A 17081-nucleotide genomic window follows, 5' to 3' on the forward strand; every position below is an offset into this window, starting at 1 on the left:
GCGGCGGAAGGGTGAGGGGGAGTCACGAGTAATATGCTCTTGGGTCCCCCTCACCCACTCGCTCCGCGAGCGGGCCCCTTCCCTCTCCCACAAGGGGAGAGGGAGATGACGCCAAAACGAAACGGCCCGGAGGGGCTACTTACCTCCGGGCCGTCCATGGTCCGCCGCAAGGGGGATTAAGCGGCGGACGTCGCTCGCCCAGGTTCAGGCGGCGATGTCTTTTTGGTCGCGGGATAGCCGGAGCTATCCCGCTCGATCACGCCGCGAACTGGTTCATCGTATTGTGCGCCCCACCCGCCTTGAGCGCCGCCTCTCCAGCGAAATACTCCTTGTGATCGTCGCCGATGTCGCTGCCCGACATGTTCTGGTGCTTCACCGCGGCGATGCCCTGGCGGATTTCCTGGCGCTGGACGTTCTTGACGTAGCCCAGCATCCCCGCCTCGCCGAAATATTCCTTGGCCAGATTGTCGGTCGACAAAGCCGCGGTGTGATAGGTCGGCAAGGTGATCAGGTGGTGGAAGATCCCCGCCCGCTTCGCGGCGTCCGCCTGGAAGGTGCGAATCCGCTCGTCGGCTTCGGCCGCCAGATCGGTGGCGTCGTAATCCACGCTCATCAGCTTGGCGCGATCATAGGCCGACACGTCGCGGCCCGCTTCCACCCAGGCGTCATAGACTTGCTGGCGGAAGTTGAGCGTCCAGTTGAAGCTGGGCGAATTGTTGTAGACCAGCTTGGCATTGGGCACGACTTCGCGGATGCGATCGACCATCGAGGCGATCTGCTCGATATGCGGCTTCTCGGTCTCGATCCACAGCAGGTCGGCACCGTTCTGCAGCGAGGCGATGCAGTCCATCACGCAGCGATCCGCCCCCGTCCCTTCGCGGAACTGGTAGAGGTTCGACTTCAGCCGCTTCGGACGCACCAGCTTGCCGTCGCGCTCGATCACGACGTCGCCGGCCTTGAGGTCGCCGACCGCAATCTCCTCGCAATCGAGGAACGAATTATACTGGTCGCCGAGATCGCCCGGTGTGTGGCTGATCGCGATCTGCTTGGTCAGGCCGGCGCCGAGCGAGTCGGTGCGGGTGACGATGATGCCGTCCTCGACACCGAGTTCGAGGAACGCGTAACGGCACGCCCGGACCTTCGCCAGGAAGTCCTCATGCGGCACGGTGACCTTGCCGTCCTGATGCCCGCACTGCTTTTCGTCGGACACCTGGTTCTCGATCTGCAGCGCGCAGGCGCCGGCCTCGATCATCTTCTTCGCCAGCAGATAGGTCGCCTCGGCATTGCCGAAGCCGGCGTCGATATCGGCGATGATCGGCACGACGTGTGTCTGGTGATTGTCGATCGCCTGGAGCAGGCGCTGTTCGGCAACCTCGTCGCCCATTTCGCGCGCCGCGTCGAGCTCGCGGAACATCATCCCGAGCTCGCGCGCATCGGCCTGGCGGAGGAAGGTGTAGAGCTCCTCGATCAGCGCGGGAACGCTGGTCTTTTCGTGCATCGACTGGTCGGGCAACGGCCCGAACTCGCTGCGCAGCGCGGCGACCATCCATCCCGAAAGATAGAGATAGCGGCGCTCGGTCGATCCGAAATGCTTCTTGATGCTGATCATCTTCTGCTGGCCGATGAACCCGTGCCAGCAACCGAGCGACTGGGTGTAGTTGGCCGGGTCGGCATCATAGGCCGCCATGTCGCGGCGCATGATCGCCGCGGTGTAGCGAGCGATGTCGAGCCCGGTGCGGAACCGGTTCTGGATCTGCATCCGCGCCACCGCCTCGGCGCCGATTCCGTCCCAGGTGCCGTTATGGCTCTTGATGAGCTGAGCGGTGGCAGCGATCGAATCTTGGTAGGTCACGGTACGTCCTCGCTTGTGGTGATGCGAGGTTATGTACATCGATTTACATTTTATCAGTCGCCGCCATGAGGTAGATAGCGGTCACGATGTGACTTCAGACGCAACATCGGTAGATAACCTGTAATTTAATTTACACCTAAGCAACCTTGCGCCAGACCGAGATCGGGATATCGCCATTGGGGCGGGCGGCGACGGTGTAGCGCAACACTCTGCCCTTCAACTCGTATTGCCTGACCTGTCTCGTGCCGTTCCAGTTCGCGAAGCTCGCCTGCTCGATCGCGAAGGTCAATGTGTGTGCCTTCACGTCCGCGCTCAATATCCCGTAATGCACGCTCATCCCCAACGCGATCTCGCGATACTCTTCCGGCGTGCCGGTGGCGCGGTCGCCCGACGCAAAATGCGGCCGTTCGCTCTTGTAGATCATCAGCGCGTAGCGACCGGCAGTATCCACCATCATGCTCCCGCGTGGCGCGGCGCCGTAATCGCGGCTGACACTGCCGTCAGGATGCTGGACGTCGGCCGCGACCAGCGACCAGGTCCCGACCAGTTCGCGCGGCAGCGACGGACGCTCGGCCGCTACGGGCGTGGCGGCGAGCGACCCGCCGATCAGGATGGCAGCGGCAGCCACTTCGATCGTACGCGGCGGCGGTAACAGTCTGAACATGGCAAGTCTCCTTCCCGGACCCGCTACCCGAACCCAATCATCGGCAAAAACGAATAGTTTTAATTCTTCGCTTCGGTTATTCTGAAGTATGAAAATGCCCAATCTCGATATGGACGTGCTCCGGACCTTGGTCCTGGCCGAGCAGTTGGGCGGCTTCGGTCGCGCCGCGGAACGCGTCGGACGGTCGCAATCGGCAGTCAGCCAGCAGATCCGCAAGATCGAGGACCAGGTCGGAGAGCCGCTGTTCGCGAAACAAGGCCGCGGCCTCGCGCCGACGCCAGCCGGCGAAATTCTGCTGGCTTATGCTCGGCGTATCCTCGACCTCAACGATGAGGCGCTGATCGCGGTCCGGGGGACCGCGGCGCAGGGCCAGGTACGCTTCGGTTTGCCACCCGATCTCGCCGAAACCTGGCTTCCCGACGTGCTCGGACGATTCAATCGCGCGCATCCGGGGATTCGCCTGGAAACGATCGTCGACCGCAACCGTGCGCTGATCGACCGACTCGACCGCGGCGCACTGGATGTCGCGCTCGCCATGAACCAGACCGACCGCGCCGATGCCAGACCGCTGGCGGCCCTCAAGGCGATCTGGATCGGACCCTCGCCCCGCCGCTTGCATTGGGATCCAGCAGGCAACGAGCCGCTCCCACTGGTACTGACCGAAGCACCCTGCTTTTTCCGTCAGCGCGCGCTTGCCTTGCTCGAAGCCGCCGGTGTGCCCTGGCGGATCGTGATGACCAGCGCGAGCGCGCGGGGCCTGTGGGCGGCGGTCGAAGCCGGGCTGGGCGTGACCTTGCGCATCCCGATCGGCGTCCCTGCCGACCTGCACGTGCTCGGCAATGAGGAAGGGCTTCCCGATCCGTCCGGCGAGCCGTTCGTCCTGTCGATCCATGATGGCGGCCGCGTCCTCGAACCGGCCGCACGGCAGCTTTACGATATCCTTGCCGCGGCGATGACCGACATACCAGGCGGCTAGTCGGGATCGTCAATCGCCGCCGAAGGTGAACGGGCTGACTCCGCGCTCGCGCTCGTTGACCAGCAAGGCCCGGCCTGCCGGCGCGGCGCTGCGTTGCGGGCAAGATGGGCGCGCGCAGGCGCGACATCCCAGACCAATCGGCGTTGCCTCGCCTTTCAGGTCGATTCCCCGTGCCACCGCCAGGCTTCCCGCGACGTCCGCCGAAACGCCAAGCCCGACCGCGAATTCGGCCTGCACCGCGCCATAACGGCGCCCCTGCGGCGTCACCGTGCGCGAGAGGGTCAGCCAGCGTGCGCCGTCCTCGAGCGCGACCAGTTGAACCATGAGGTCGCCGGGCCGGTCGAATGCCGAATGCACGCGCCAGAGCGGACACCGCCGGTCACTTTCGACCAGCGGCGAACCGCTGGCGCCCGAAAAGCGCTTCGAGACCTGACCGGCGCGGTCGACGCGCACCATGAAAAACGGCAGCCCGCGCGCGCCCACGCGCTGCAGCGTGGTCAGTCGGTGCGCGACCTGCTCGAACCCGGCGCCGAAGCGCCGCTGCAGCAATTCGAGATCGTATCCCGTCGCCTCGCACGCGCGCAAGAAACGGGCATAAGGCATCATTACCGCCGCGGCGAAATAGCTGGTGAGATAGCGGCGATAGAGGCGTTCGCCCGCGCGGTCGGCGAAACCCGCACCCTGAACCAGCGCCTCGACCATCGATCGCGCTTCGATCTGGCCGAGCTGATAGGCCGCCGCAAAGGTACGGCTTGCGGCATCGAGCATCTCCGACACTTGCAATTGGCGGGCATGGAGGTCGGTCCGCCGCAACAGATCGGGCATCACGTCGACCGGCAGGACGCGAATGGTGAGCTGGTGCTTGACGCGCAGTCGCTCGGCGATCGCGCCATAGAGATCGCCGGCGCCCATCCGCAATTCGTCGGCCAGCGCCTCCGCCGCCGCGTCGAGATCGGCATAATGGCCGCGCCAGCGCTCGATCTCCTTGCGTAGCTCGGCGATCACGTCGCCAGTCCCGCCGGTCTCTCCGGTCGCTGAGCCCTGGCCCAGCCGATCGAACACGCGGGCAAAGGCTTCGGCGCCCCCCGGGGCACCCGCCAGCCACTCCTCCACCTCGTTACGGTCGATCTCAAGGTCGGCGAACATCGGATCGGCCAGCCGCCGCCGGATCGCCGCCGCCCCGCCGCCCGGCTCTCCCGCCGCCAGCGCGCGCGGATCGAAATCGAATGTCTCGGCCAGCTTGACCAGCAACGCGGCGGAGAGCGGGCGCTGGTTCTTCTCGACCAGATTGAGATAGCTGGGCGAGATCGCGAGCATCTCCGCCATCGCCGCCTGGGTAAGACCCTCGCGTCGCCGCAGCCGCCGTACCGCGTGTCCCGCCAGCAATTTCCGATCCGCCATGCCCATCCTTGACTGGAATGATTCCTGGCGCAGCGATCCGGCGGCCGAGGCGAGTTGTCAATACTTTACATAAAGACCGATCTTGCCCTTGATCGATCGACAGCCAGACCTTCGCGATGGCGACTCCGTTATCGCCCAGCGAGCGATATTCGGCCATCGGACCGGGCGAGAGACAGGCGCCTGCACGTCGGTCTTGTAAGGTTTCCGACTTTCCTGGGGAGGAAAGGATGCCCGCCGGGTTCATCTCGGCGGGCATTTTCTATATTCCTCCCCGAGCTTGCTCGGGGAGGGGGCGTCCGAGCTTTGGCTTGCCCCCGGCAAGCCAAGATCGGGTCCGGGGGACAGGATCTCGCTCGAACGCGCCAAAGGCGGTGGTGGAGGGGCCCCTCCTTCAGCAAACTCGCGGCCCATTGCGCATTTGTGGCAGGCCCCCTCCGCCAAGCCGCTGCGCGTCGTGGTCCCCCTCCCCGTTCCGGGGAGGAATTTTGTTTCCCCCGAACCGCATGCGCTTGTTAAAGCCCTGCCATGCATCTCCGTCTTCGTACCGCGTTCGCGCTCCTGCTCGTTTGCGTGGCGTTCGCCGCGCAGCCCGCCGCCGCCAAGGTCCGCATCACTTTCTGGTCGCGCGAAGAAGGGCAGATGTTCCCCCACGCTTTCTTCACGCTCGACGGCACGCCCGATCGGGGCGGGCGGCCGGTCGACATTTCCTATGGCTTCACCGCCAAGGTCATTTCCCCTGCGATCCTGTTCGGTGACGTGCCCGGCAAGATCGACATCACGCCGCGTAGCTACATCATGGGCAGCTTCGCCCATTTCTCGGTCTGGCTGACCGATGCGCAATATGATTCGGTGCTCCATCTGACCGAGGAATGGGGCGATAAAGGCGATCACCATTACAGCGCGAGCAAGCGCAACTGCGTTCATTTCGTCGCCGAAGCCGCGCGCCGTTCGGGCCTGCGCGCGGTGATCCAGCCGAAATTCGTCAAGAAACCGCACGCCTTTCTCGAATCGGTGCTGGCGATGAACCCTCAGGTCACCCGGGTCGAAGCCAACGCCAAGACCTTCTACGGCACCGCACGTTCCGCTGTGCGCTGAACTTCAGCCGATCGGCACCAGTTCGACCACATCGAGCCACGATTCGAAATGCGGATAGGGCAGCACCAGCCGCCAGCGCCGCGGCCCGATCCGCTCGACGATTCCCGCCATGTCACGATTGGCGTCGCGGCCATAATCCATCGGCATATCCTCGTCGCCGAGTGACAGCGTGCCCAGGAAGATCTGTCGGGCGCCGCCATCGTCGAATATCAGCCCGACCGGGCGTTGCGATCCGCCGATCTTGTAGAAACTCAGCAGCCCGCCTTCGGGATCGATGCGGCAGCGGAAGGCTGGATAGGCAGTGAAGTCGCGATTACCCGGCCGCTGCCCGCCGAGCTTGAAGACCCGACAGCGATAATCGCTGGCGGGCGGCTTGGCGTCCGCGAGGGCGCGGTCGGGGTCAAACAACACGCCTTGCGCCGCGATCGCCTTGCCCTGCCCCGCGGCGCGTGCCTTGGCGAGCGCCTCAAGCCACGCCTGACGCGTGTTGCGCAGGCGCATACGGTCGTGCGCCGTAGCCACGCGCCGCCAGTCCGTTTGTATTTTGTCTTTCGCCACCGCCGGAACAGCGACCACGAACAGGGCGCTTATTAGCGTCCCGAAATGCGCCCTTTTCATGCCCTGACAACCAACCATCGAAAGGTTGGTTGCGCAGGCGATATGTTGAGCTCTCGTTCAGCGAAGCCGAAAAGACTCAGGCTGCGGTCCAGCCGCCGTCGACGGTCATATTGGCGCCGGTGATCGACTTCGCCTCGTCGCGGCACAGGAACACGGCGAGCGCCGCGACCTGTTCCGGCGTGACGAACTCCTTGGTCGGCTGCGCGGCGAGCAGCACGTCGTTCATCACCTGCTCGCGAGTCAGGCCGCGCGCCTTCATCGTATCGGGGATCTGGTTCTCGACCAGCGGCGTCCAGACATAGCCCGGCGAGATCGCATTGACCGTGATGCCGTGGGTCGCAACCTCCAGGGCCGCGGTCTTGGTCAGGCCGGCAATGCCGTGCTTGGCGGCAACATAGGCCGATTTGTTGGGGCTCGCGACCAGGCTGTGCGCCGAAGCGGTCGAGATGATCCGGCCCCATTTTGCCGCCTTCATATAGGGAATAGCGGCGTGCATCATGTGGAACGCGCTGGTCAGGTTGATGGCGATGATCGCGTCCCATTTGTCGGCCGGGAATTCGTCGATCGGGGCGACATGCTGGATGCCGGCATTGTTGACGATGATGTCTGGCCCGCCGAGTTCGTCATGGCAGCGCTTGACCATGGCCTCGATCGCCTCGGCCTTGGTCATGTCAGCGGCGTCGTAGAGCGCCTTCGCGCCGCTCGTCGCCTCCAGCGCGGCGCGTTCCTGCTCGATCGCGGCGGCATCGCCGAAACCGTTGATCATCACGCTCGCGCCCTCGGCGGCGAACGCCTTGGCATAAGCGAGGCCGATGCCCGAGGTCGAACCGGTGACGATGGCGCTCTTGCCCTTGAGGAACATTGGGGTCTTCTCCTTAGCGGCGGGTGAGATCGAAAGCGGCGGTCTTGCCGTCGATGATGTTCTCGGCGACCAATTCGGCATTGGCCATGGTCGCGGCGACATCTTCGCTACCGGCTTGCCAATGCTCGCGCATCGTCCGCGCCGAGAATTCGAAGTCGCGCGCGCCGCCTTCCCAGGCATTGGCGCGATAGATCAGATGGACCAGATTGACCGGATATTCGGCCGACCGCTCGGCGAGCGCGCGGACGTCGGGATCGTTGCCCATTTCGGGCGGCAGTTTGGCGAGCACGCGCCGCGCGATCTCGCGATCCTTGCGCAACCGCATCAATTGCGTCGAGATTTCGCGCGACCGGCTGGAAAAGCGGATTTCCTTTTCGCGCGCCATCACGTCCATGATCGTCCGCGGCCGCACCGCGATCGATGGGAACAGATCGACCTGGAACACCAGCAACCCTTCGGTCTGGTGATCGAGCACATGGCTGAGCGGGGTATTGGAGACGAGCCCGCCATCCCACCACAACCGGCCCTCGATTTCGACCGGAGGAAGCCCCGGCGGCAACGCACCCGACGCCATGATATGGCGTGCATCGATCCGCTCGAAACGGTTGTCGAAATACCGGAAGTTGCCGTTTTCGACATCGACCGCCCCGACCGACAGCCGCACGGGACCGTCGTTGAGCAGATCCCAGTCGACGAGATCGTTCAGCGTGTCCTCCAGCGGCGCGCTGTCGTAGAAACTGAGCGCGGCGACCGTTCCCGGGGCGGCCATCACCGGGGGCAATCCACGTGGTGTGAAGAAGCCCGGGACGCCTGCCAGCATGACGAACCCCGCCGACCACTCGTGGAGCGTCTCACGCACCATGTCGTCGGGAAAGATCGGGAAGCTGGGCAACGCGCTCGTCACCTTGTCCCAAAATGCCGTCAGCCGTTCGACGCGGCGCTCGGGCGGGTTGCCCGCGACCATCGCGGCATTGACCGCGCCGATCGAAATGCCCGCGACCCAGTCGAGTTCGATGCCGGCGGCCTCCAGCCCGTCGATGACGCCGGCCTGATAGCTGCCCAGCGCGCCTCCGCCCTGAAGCACCAGCGCCACCTGTTCGGGCAAGGGCAGCATCTTGGCGCGGCGGCGGGCGGCGGGATCGACCATCGCCCAGTCGCATGGGCCAAGAGGCCGAGTCGATCAATCGGGCGATTGCAACCATGGGCGTTGGCGCGCATTTTGATACGCGACGAAAACGACAAAAGGGGCAGCCGATGCGGCTCGACGACTTCGATCCCAACATCAATGTCGAGGATCAGCGTGGCCAAGGCGGCAGCGGGTTCGGCGGTTTCGGTGGTGGAGGCGGCGGGCTGTTGTTCGCGTTCCTGCCGTTCATCTTCAACCGGTTCGGATGCCTGGGCGTCGCGGTCGTGGCCGGCCTGTTCTTCCTGCTGAGCGGCGGGCTGCACTTCGCCGATACCGGCGGATCAGGCGGCAGTTATGCGCCGACCAGCGCGACCCGGCCCGCGGGCGGCACCGATGCTAAATCGAGCTGTACGATCGACGCCAGCTCCAAGGTGGCCTGCAACGCCTTCAGCTCCGCCGACAAGACCTGGGCGGCGATCTTCCAGCAACAGGGCCAGCGCTTCGTCGCGCCGAAATTAGTCTTCTATTCGGGTAACGGCCAGTCGGGCTGCGGCGCAGCGCAGTCGGCGATGGGGCCGTTCTATTGCCCCGGCGACCAGGGCATCTATCTCGACACCAGCTTCTTCCAGGAATTGTCGCAGCGTTTCGGCGCGCCGGGCGATTTCGCGCAGGATTATGTTATCGCGCACGAATTCGGCCATCATATCCAGAATTTGATGGGTATCTCCGATCGCGTGACGCGGCTGCAGCGCAGCTCGAGCGAGGTGGAGGGAAATCGCCTGTCGGTGATGCTCGAACTCCAGGCGGATTGCTTCGCCGGCGTCTGGGCCGCGCAGAACCGTGATCGCATGGAACCCAACGACCTGCAGGAAGGCATGACCGCGGCGAAGGCGATCGGCGACGACACACTGCAGCGCGAGACGCAGGGCCGCGTCATGCCCGACAGCTTCACCCACGGCACGTCCGAGCAGCGCATGACTTGGCTCAAGCGAGGCATCGACACCGGCGATTATCGCCAGTGCGATACGTTCGCGGGAGCGATCTAACGTTAGTCTTCAGCCGTCATCCCGGACGTGTTCCGGGGTACAGCGGGCAGCGACGGAGTAGCCTAAGCCTCTTGCCTGTCGCTAGCGGCACGCTGGATGCCGGGACGAGCCCGGCATGACGGTTAAATCGGATGATCCTCCACTCGCGCCACCCCATCATCGACGCGGATCAGCGTGTCGCACAGCCGCAAGCTCGAATCGCGATGCGCGACGATCAGGATCGTGGGGCGCGGATCGAGCGCGGCGAGGCGCGTCAGCAATTCGCCTTCGCTGGCCTGATCGATCGCGTTGGTCGCCTCATCGAGGACCAGCAAGCGGGGCTTGCGCAACAAGGCGCGGGCGATGGCCAGGCGCTGGCGCTCGCCGCCTGACAGCAGCGCGCCGCGCTCGCCCACGACGCTGTCGATTCCTGTCGGCATGCGCGCGACGATCGCGGTCGCGCCGACCATCTCGATCGCCGCGTGCATCATGTCCTCGCTGATCGTCTCATCGCCCCAATCCAAGTTGCGGCGCACGCTGTCGTGGAACAGGAAGCCGTCTTGCGGGACATAGGCGATCGCCCCGCCCCAGCCGCCGCCGAGCGCGCGTCCGCCGACGGTGATCCTGCCCTGTTGCGGTTCGAGTAGCCCGGTGATGATGTCGACCAACGTGGTCTTGCCGCCCCCGCTCGCGCCGGTCAGCCCGGTGATCGATCCTTCGGCGATCGTCAGCGTCGCATCGCTCACGCCGCCGCCGCCGTGATGCCGATACGTGACGTGCGAGAGCTCGATCGCTCCGGCTGGCGGAACCTCCGCGCTGGTCTGAGCGAAGGCCCCGAAATGCCGCTCCGCATCGCGCACTGCTTCGAACGCCGGGACGCCATAGGCGACTTGCTGGATCGATTGCTGGATCGCCTGGGCCGGGCCCGCCATCCGGCCGAAGACCAGGACGACGATGATCAGCCGCGCCGGCGGCACGTCCAGCAGGTTGATGCCCGCGAGCACGACGCCGGCCAATGCCACCGCCGCTCCCAGGGTGAACCACAAGCGCGCCCGCGCCTGGTCGCGCTGGAACCATAATTGCCGGCGCCGCGCGACCGATTGCGACGCCGCGAATTCGTCGACGAAACGATCGCGCATCTGTTGCGCGGCCGCGATCTTCAGTCCGCCCAGAAAGCTGCTGGCATTGCTCATCATGTTCTGGCCCGCGCGCAAGGCCTGTTCGCCGCTGTTGCGATTGCGGGCCTGACCGAGCGCGATCAGCATCGCACCGATCACCATCGCCACACCGGCCACCAGCGCCAGAACCGGGGCAAGCGCCGCGATCACGGCGAGCTGCACCAAAGTGGAAATCAAGGCGACCGTCATCTGGATCAATTGCTGAGCGGTGGTACCGATCCGGATCACGTCGATCCCGATCAACGTCGTCGTGCGCGAATGATCGAGCGCGGCGATTTCGCGCCACGGGGCCACCGCCAGCGCGCGCAGGATGCGCAGGCGCTGCGCATCGACGAACCGTGCCTGAAGCGACTGCATCGAAAGGTCGCGCGCATAGAGCACCAGCCCGCGCACCACCATCATCGCCATGAACGCGATCATCATCCAAGCGATCAACTGGGACGTGCCGACAATGCCCCATTTCTCGGCATAATTCCGTACCCAGCCGGGCCCACCGCCGGTCGCCACGGTCAGGATCGGCACGAGCAGCAGCAGCCCGGCGCCTTCGACCGCGGCGCCGCCGAGCGCGAGGGCCAGGGCGATTGCCGTGCGCCGCGGGCTCATCGCCGCCAGGGCGCGCGTGATCGCCAGCATCATGCGCAATGTTCTTGTGGCGTCGCCCCCGGTCACTCCGCCTTGTTAAGGACGAAGCGCACCGCTGTCACCGCGTACCGTGTCTTAATCGACCAGCGCGAGTAGCCGCTCCGGATCGGCGCGTTCGGGCATTGGTCGTGCGAACGCGTCGCTGCCCAAAGTCGCGAGCAGGTCGACCAGCCGCTCCTCGGCATGCGTGCCGATCGCGCTGCGATTGGTCGGATGATCGGGGGTAAGGCTGCCGAGATCGACGAAGCGGCTTCCCCAGCTGTCGGCCAGCGCCAGTACCTGTTCGACCGCGGGCGTGGGATCGCAGGCTACGATCGACGGGAAGGGCAGCTTGGTTGCCGGACTCAGCCGCACGTTTCGGGCCATCGCCGACTGGCCGAAGCCATAGCTGAGCGGCGACAACAGCACCGCGCCGCGGATGTTGCGGAGGTAGGAGCGCGGCGAGAGCTGGGCCCACCAAGCCACCGCCAGACATGCGACCCCTTGCGCGAGGATGACGGCAGGCTCGGCGCGATTGGCCATCACGGCGTCGAGCTGCAAGGCCCAGCGCCCGCTGTGGAAGCGGGAAAGGTCGAGTTCGACGCGCAGCAATCGTGCCGCAATCTGGGTATCGCCCTTCACCGAGACGATGATCGGAACAGGCTTGTCGAACGACGTATCGAAGTCGCGATCCATGACAGCTCTCCCAAGCGGGCGCGTCGCCTCTGTTCTTGCGAGCGCCTCCGACTCGGCGGCGCCTGACTCAAAGCTATTCCGATCGTTTTGATGTACAAACGGCTTGCGACGAATCGAGGTCCGGCAGAGCCGGATCGGAGGAATCGGGTCAGACGGCGAAGGCGAGCGAGAATTCGGCGCCGCCGTCGGGGTGGTTGCGCGCGGCGATGCCGACCTGCATCGCCTCGGCGAATCCCTTGGCGATGGCGAGGCCGAGGCCGCTACCCCCGCTGCGATCGCTCCCGCGCCCCTGCGCGAACGTATCGAACACGCGCTTCTCCGAGCCCGGCTCCAGCCCCGGACCATGGTCGCGCACCGACAGCAACACGGTGTCGGGTGTCCTCTTGCCGATGATCGCGACGCGCCCGTCGCCGCCATGGATCGCCGCATTGGCGAGCAGGTTGATCAGCACGTGATGGAGCAGGGTCGGGTCGGCCCGGACCAGCGGCAGGTCGACCGGAACCTGCAAATCGATATGCACGCCGCGCAACAAGTCCTTGAGATCGTGAACCGCGCTCGCCACCGCGTCGGTCAGGTCGATCGCTTCGAGGGAGATCGCCAGCGCACCCGAATCGAGCCGCACCATGTCGAGAAGATTGTCGAGGAAGCGCCGCAGCCGGGCGATATCGGCGCGGGCCAAGGGTACCGCCGCGGCATCGGGATATTGCCGCGCCAATGCGTCGACCGAGGCAGCGACCGATGTCAGCGGCGTGCGCAGATCGTGCCCGATAGATGACAACAACGCCGCGCGCAGCCGGTCGCGCTCGCGCAAGACCGATACGTCGCGCAGCTGGTCCTCAAGCTTTAGCCGCTCTTGCGCGAGCGCGGCCTGGCCGAGCAAGGTGGTCAGCAACACCGCGCGATCCGCACCCACCGGGTTGCCACCATCCTCGGCAAGCAGACCCACCACGCCGAGCACGCCGAGCGAGGTCTTGAGAGGCTGAAACTGCCAGTCCGCCGAAACCAGGGTGCCGGTACCGACTCCGGTGGCCTCTCCCTTGGCCCAAGCCCAGTCGGCGGCGGCGCGGTCGACCGTGCCGAGCTCGGGTATCGGCCCCGGAGCCGAGGCGATGCATTCGAGTTCGCCGTCACGCTGATCGAGCAGGATCACGGTCACGCCGAGCAGGCGGGCGGCTTCGCTGCAGATCGTCTGGCTGGTGCTCCGCCAGTCCGACGCGCGCGCCAGCGCCTGGCCGAACCCGGCGACCGCCGCATTCTCCTGCGCGCTGCGCGCACCGATCGTCGCGCGTATCTTCAAGCGGCCGGTCAGGTTCGCGGTAAAGGTCGCGATGCCGATCAGGACGAACAGCGTCAGCAGGCTCTGCGGATCGGCGATGGTGAAGGTGTAAAGCGGAGGCAGGAAGAAGAAATTATAGGCGAGACCCGACAAGATGCCGGTCGCGACACCCGGCCACAGCCCAAGCCGCGCCGAGGCGACGATCACCGGCAACAGATAGATGAGGTCGATACCCCCCGGCCCGATCCACGGCTCGACCGTCCGGGTCAGCACCGTCGTCAGCGCCACCAACAGCACCGGCACGAATGCGTCGATCGCAAGGCTCCAGTCGCCGCGCGGAACGCTGGTTCTGGTCTGCGCCGGTGCACCGCCGGCGGGAATGACATGGACCGCCAAACCCTCGCCCGCCGCCAGCATCGCGTCGACCACGGATCCGTGACGCAAGGCGAACCACCAGCTGCGGCTCGACTTGCCGATCACCAATTGCGTGATCCGCGCCTCGGCGATCTGATCTCGCAAGCCCGCGGTGACGCTCTCCGCGGGGATGGTCGCGATCGTCGCGCCCAGGCTTGCGGCGAGGCCCAACATGTCGGCGACCTGGCGCCGTTGCTCTTCGCCGAATCCGGCGGCGCGCGGGGTCTCGATGAACACGGCTTGCCATGGTGCCTTCAAGGCGTCGGCCAGGCGCTTGGCGGCGCGGACCAATGTGTCCGCGCCTGGCAATTCGCTGACCGCGACGAGCACGCGCTCGCCGCCGGCAAAGGTGCCTGTCACGGCATGAGTATCGAGATGCTCGGTCAGCGCCTGATCGACACTCTGCGCCGCGCGGCGCAGCGCCATCTCGCGCAGCGCCGACAGATTGGCTTTGGAAAAGAAGCGATCGAGCGCCCGGGTCGCTTCGGCAGGAATATAGACCTTGCCCGCCTTCAACCGCTCGATCAGTTCGTCGGGCGGCAAGTCGACCACTTCGACCTCGGCGCCGTCGAACACGCTGTCGGGCACGGTTTCGCGGACACGCACGCGCGTGAAGCTGGCGACGACATCGTTGAGGCTGTCGACATGCTGGACGTTGAGCGTGGTATAGACGTCGATCCCGGCGTCGAGCAGTTCCATCACGTCCTGCCAGCGCTTGGGGTGGCGGCTGCCGGGTGCATTGGTGTGCGCGAATTCGTCGACCAAGACGAGTTGCGGCCGACGTTCCAGCACTGCGTCCAGATCCATTTCGTCCAGCCGGTGTCCCTGATAATCGATGGGACGGCGCGCGATTACCTCCAGCGGTTCGACCAGCGTCTGGGTTTCGGCGCGACCATGCGTTTCGACCACCGCGACCACGACATCGGTGCCGGCGCGTTGCCGCTCGGCGCCTTCGCGCAGCATCTCGAACGTCTTGCCGACTCCCGGCGCGGCGCCGAGGAAGATCTTCAGCCGCCCACGCTCTTCAGCTTTCGCGGCACGCAGCAGCGCATCCGGTGAAGGGCGGTTATCGTCGAGCAACTGCGCAAAACTCCCGTGTCGCGGCTAAGGCAGAAGCAGGGGATCGGCACGAACCGCCGATAAGGCAAGTCTCGACGGTGCGATTCTAATGGCTTCTTAATGCCGCCGGGCCGCTTTCGCCCGCGCACCTTAATGCCGTCCGCTCCTATCTCGCCGGCCGATCCAACAGGAGGCCGATCATGCCCGACATCACCTGGCTCGCCGTGCTTGGCGGGCTCTTCCTGGCGACACTCGCCTTCGTGCGCTTGTGCGACGAGGCCTGAGATGAACCTGCACCTCGCGCTCGCCGGGCTGACCGGGTTCGGCCTGCTGATCTACCTCATCGCCGTCCTCGTGCGGCCCGAACGCTTCTGAGGATATCGTCATGACGCTTCAGGGATGGGCGCTGATCGCGCTCTTCGTCGCCATCCTGGCGGCACTGGCCAAGCCGATCGGGCTGTGGTTGTTCGCATTGTACGAGGGGCGGCGCACGCCGCTCCATGCGGTGCTCGGCCCCGTCGAACGGGGTTTTTATCGGCTATCCGGGATCAACCCCGACACCGACCAGAGCTGGCGCCGCTACGCCGTCCACATGCTGGTATTCCAGCTGGTCACGGTGCTGCTGACCTATCTGATCCTGCGCGCGCAGGGGTTCCTGCCGTTCAATCAGGGCAAGCTCCCCGGCGTGGGCGCGGATGGCTCGATGAACACGGCCATCGCCTTCGTCACCAACACCAACTGGCAATGGTATGTCGGGGAGTCGACCATGTCGAACCTCAGCCAGATGATGGCGCTGACGATCCACAACTTCCTCAGCGCGGCGACCGGCATCGCCATTGCCTTCGCGCTGTTCCGCGGGTTCGCCCGGCGCCCCTCCCCCAACCCGGCACCGGGCGGCACCGCATCGCCCGGTATCGGCAATTTCTGGGCCGATATCACCCGCATCACGCTCTATCTGCTGTTGCCGATCTGCGTCGTTTATGCGCTCTATTTCGTGCTCAGCGGCGTACCGCAGACCTTTGCCATGTCGGTCGACGCGACCACGCTGGAAGGCGTCAAGCAGACGATCACGATGGGTCCGGTCGCCAGCCAGGAAGCGATCAAGATGCTCGGCACCAACGGTGGTGGATTCTTCAACGCCAATTCGGCGCATCCGTTCGAGAATCCCTCGGCGATGACTAACCTGGTCCAGATGCTGTCGATTTTCGCGATCGGCGTCGGGCTGACCTACACGTTCGGCAAGGCGGTTGGCGATACGCGCCAGGGCTGGGCGATTCTGGGCGCCATGACCATCCTGTTCCTGGCGGGCGCCACCGTGGCTTATTGGCAAGAGGCAGCGGGTAATCCGGTCCTCCACCATCTCGGTGTCGCCGGCCCCAATATGGAAGGCAAGGAAGTCCGCTTCGGCACCGCCGCGAGTGCCTTGTTCGCCGCGGTCACCACCGCCGCCTCGTGCGGCGCCGTGAATGCAATGCACGACAGCATGACCGCGCTGGGCGGCCTCATCCCGCTGTTCAACATGCAACTGGGCGAGATCGTCATCGGAGGCGTCGGCTCCGGGATGTACGGGTTCCTGCTGTTCGCCATCCTCGCGGTGTTCGTCGCCGGGCTGATGGTCGGCCGCACCCCGGAATATGTCGGCAAGAAGATCGAGGCGCGCGAGGTCAAGCTCGCGGTGCTGGCGATCGCGGTGCTGCCGCTGTCGATCCTGGGGTTCACCGCTCTGTCCTCGGTGATGCCCGATGGGCTCGCCGGGCCGCTCAACAAGGGCCCGCACGGCTTCACCGAGATCCTCTACGCGTTCAGCTCGGCCACCGCGAACAACGGCTCCGCCTTTGCCGGGCTCAGCGCGGGAACGCCTTGGTACAATAGCCTGCTGGCGGTCGCGATGTGGGTCGGGCGGTTTTTCATGATCGTCCCGGTGCTTGCCATCGCCGGCAGCCTGGCCGGCAAGAAGTACCACCCTGCCGGTGCCGGGTCGTTCCCGACCAAGGGCGGCCTGTGGATCGGCCTGCTCGTCGGGATCATCCTGATCCTGGGCGGTCTCACTTTCCTGCCGAGCCTCGCGCTCGGGCCGATCGCCGATCATCTCGCGATGATCCACGGCCAGCTGTTCTGATGGTCTGGCGCGAAACACTGCCCCTCTCCCGCTGGGAGAGGGGAGGAGCCGCAAAGCGGCGGGCGGGTGAGGGTGTCCCCTCCGCGCCGCGCCCCTCGT

General features: G+C 65.5%; 14 protein-coding genes. 5 read left to right on the forward strand and 9 right to left on the reverse strand.

Annotation, left to right across the window (positions count from 1 at the left end; genetic code table 11):
• Positions 1-256: 256 nt before the first annotated feature.
• Together SPR01S_RS18280 and SPR01S_RS18285 are read right to left on the reverse strand one after the other, a co-directional pair.
• On the reverse strand, positions 257-1852 hold the full coding sequence (locus tag SPR01S_RS18280) for an isocitrate lyase (protein ID WP_066592206.1): 1596 nt from the start codon (positions 1850-1852) through the stop codon (positions 257-259).
• Positions 1853-1988: 136 nt separating this feature from the next.
• Complete coding sequence (locus SPR01S_RS18285) at positions 1989-2516, reverse strand: lipocalin-like domain-containing protein (RefSeq protein WP_066592209.1); 528 nt, start codon at positions 2514-2516, stop codon at positions 1989-1991.
• Between the two features lie 94 nt (positions 2517-2610).
• Here SPR01S_RS18285 and SPR01S_RS18290 point away from each other — a divergent pair, with 94 nt between their 5' ends.
• Positions 2611-3492, forward strand: a complete 882-nt coding sequence (locus SPR01S_RS18290) for a LysR substrate-binding domain-containing protein (protein ID WP_218016779.1) — start codon at positions 2611-2613, stop codon at positions 3490-3492.
• Positions 3493-3501: 9 nt separating this feature from the next.
• Here SPR01S_RS18290 and SPR01S_RS18295 read toward each other — a convergent pair whose 3' ends face one another.
• Entirely contained in the window at positions 3502-4893 is a 1392-nt protein-coding gene (locus SPR01S_RS18295) for a helix-turn-helix domain-containing protein (RefSeq protein WP_066592233.1), read from the reverse strand.
• A 525-nt stretch (positions 4894-5418) separates the two neighbouring features.
• Between SPR01S_RS18295 and SPR01S_RS18300 the strand changes: the two genes are divergently transcribed.
• Positions 5419-5988 carry a hypothetical protein gene (locus tag SPR01S_RS18300; RefSeq protein WP_066592213.1) on the forward strand — a complete coding sequence of 190 codons (570 nt, stop codon included), beginning with the start codon at positions 5419-5421 and terminating at the stop codon, positions 5986-5988.
• Between the two features lie 3 nt (positions 5989-5991).
• Here SPR01S_RS18300 and SPR01S_RS18305 read toward each other — a convergent pair whose 3' ends face one another.
• The 3 genes from SPR01S_RS18305 to SPR01S_RS18315 form a co-directional block, all read right to left on the reverse strand.
• Positions 5992-6510: a DUF4893 domain-containing protein gene (locus SPR01S_RS18305; protein ID WP_245662093.1), complete on the reverse strand. Its 519-nt coding sequence runs from the start codon at positions 6508-6510 to the stop codon at positions 5992-5994.
• Positions 6511-6682: 172 nt separating this feature from the next.
• Positions 6683-7468 (reverse strand): 3-hydroxybutyrate dehydrogenase, encoded by a 786-nt coding sequence (locus SPR01S_RS18310; protein WP_066592217.1) that lies wholly within the window; start codon positions 7466-7468, stop codon positions 6683-6685.
• 13 nt (positions 7469-7481) lie between these two features.
• Positions 7482-8615: a patatin-like phospholipase family protein gene (locus SPR01S_RS18315; RefSeq protein ID WP_066592220.1), complete on the reverse strand. Its 1134-nt coding sequence runs from the start codon at positions 8613-8615 to the stop codon at positions 7482-7484.
• Between the two features lie 107 nt (positions 8616-8722).
• Between SPR01S_RS18315 and ypfJ the strand changes: the two genes are divergently transcribed.
• Entirely contained in the window at positions 8723-9640 is a 918-nt protein-coding gene (ypfJ, locus tag SPR01S_RS18320; protein ID WP_066592242.1) for a KPN_02809 family neutral zinc metallopeptidase, read from the forward strand.
• A 122-nt stretch (positions 9641-9762) separates the two neighbouring features.
• On the opposite strand, the gene SPR01S_RS18325 is transcribed toward ypfJ, so the two are convergent.
• From SPR01S_RS18325 to SPR01S_RS18335, 3 genes are all read right to left on the reverse strand, one after another.
• Positions 9763-11433, reverse strand: coding sequence for an ATP-binding cassette domain-containing protein (locus SPR01S_RS18325; RefSeq protein WP_066592221.1), 1671 nt, complete (start codon positions 11431-11433; stop codon positions 9763-9765).
• An 81-nt stretch (positions 11434-11514) separates the two neighbouring features.
• Positions 11515-12114: an alpha/beta hydrolase gene (locus SPR01S_RS18330; protein ID WP_066592223.1), complete on the reverse strand. Its 600-nt coding sequence runs from the start codon at positions 12112-12114 to the stop codon at positions 11515-11517.
• 148 nt (positions 12115-12262) lie between these two features.
• Positions 12263-14884, reverse strand: coding sequence for a DUF4118 domain-containing protein (locus SPR01S_RS18335; protein WP_066592225.1), 2622 nt, complete (start codon positions 14882-14884; stop codon positions 12263-12265).
• Positions 14885-15148: 264 nt separating this feature from the next.
• Here SPR01S_RS18335 and kdpF point away from each other — a divergent pair, with 264 nt between their 5' ends.
• Both kdpF and kdpA read left to right on the forward strand, forming a co-directional pair.
• Entirely contained in the window at positions 15149-15238 is a 90-nt protein-coding gene (kdpF, locus tag SPR01S_RS18340; protein WP_066592228.1) for a K(+)-transporting ATPase subunit F, read from the forward strand.
• Between the two features lie 10 nt (positions 15239-15248).
• Complete coding sequence (gene kdpA, locus SPR01S_RS18345) at positions 15249-16982, forward strand: potassium-transporting ATPase subunit KdpA (protein ID WP_066592230.1); 1734 nt, start codon at positions 15249-15251, stop codon at positions 16980-16982.
• The last annotated feature ends 99 nt before the right edge of the window (positions 16983-17081 follow it).

Source organism: Sphingomonas pruni NBRC 15498 (assembly GCF_001598455.1).
Classification (GTDB): Bacteria; Pseudomonadota; Alphaproteobacteria; order Sphingomonadales; family Sphingomonadaceae; genus Sphingomonas; species Sphingomonas pruni.

Coding starts and splice junctions, on each gene's coding strand:
- kdpA (WP_066592230.1), top strand. CDS start 15,249: ATGACGCTTCAGGGATGGGCGCTGATCGCGCTCTTCGTCGCCATCCTG.
- SPR01S_RS18300 (WP_066592213.1), top strand. CDS start 5,419: ATGCATCTCCGTCTTCGTACCGCGTTCGCGCTCCTGCTCGTTTGCGTG.
- SPR01S_RS18285 (WP_066592209.1), bottom strand. CDS start 2,516: ATGTTCAGACTGTTACCGCCGCCGCGTACGATCGAAGTGGCTGCCGCT.
- SPR01S_RS18330 (WP_066592223.1), bottom strand. CDS start 12,114: ATGGATCGCGACTTCGATACGTCGTTCGACAAGCCTGTTCCGATCATC.
- SPR01S_RS18295 (WP_066592233.1), bottom strand. CDS start 4,893: ATGGCGGATCGGAAATTGCTGGCGGGACACGCGGTACGGCGGCTGCGG.
- SPR01S_RS18310 (WP_066592217.1), bottom strand. CDS start 7,468: ATGTTCCTCAAGGGCAAGAGCGCCATCGTCACCGGTTCGACCTCGGGC.
- SPR01S_RS18325 (WP_066592221.1), bottom strand. CDS start 11,433: ATGATGCTGGCGATCACGCGCGCCCTGGCGGCGATGAGCCCGCGGCGC.
- ypfJ (WP_066592242.1), top strand. CDS start 8,723: ATGCGGCTCGACGACTTCGATCCCAACATCAATGTCGAGGATCAGCGT.
- SPR01S_RS18315 (WP_066592220.1), bottom strand. CDS start 8,615: ATGGTCGATCCCGCCGCCCGCCGCCGCGCCAAGATGCTGCCCTTGCCC.
- SPR01S_RS18290 (WP_218016779.1), top strand. CDS start 2,611: ATGCCCAATCTCGATATGGACGTGCTCCGGACCTTGGTCCTGGCCGAG.
- kdpF (WP_066592228.1), top strand. CDS start 15,149: ATGAACCTGCACCTCGCGCTCGCCGGGCTGACCGGGTTCGGCCTGCTG.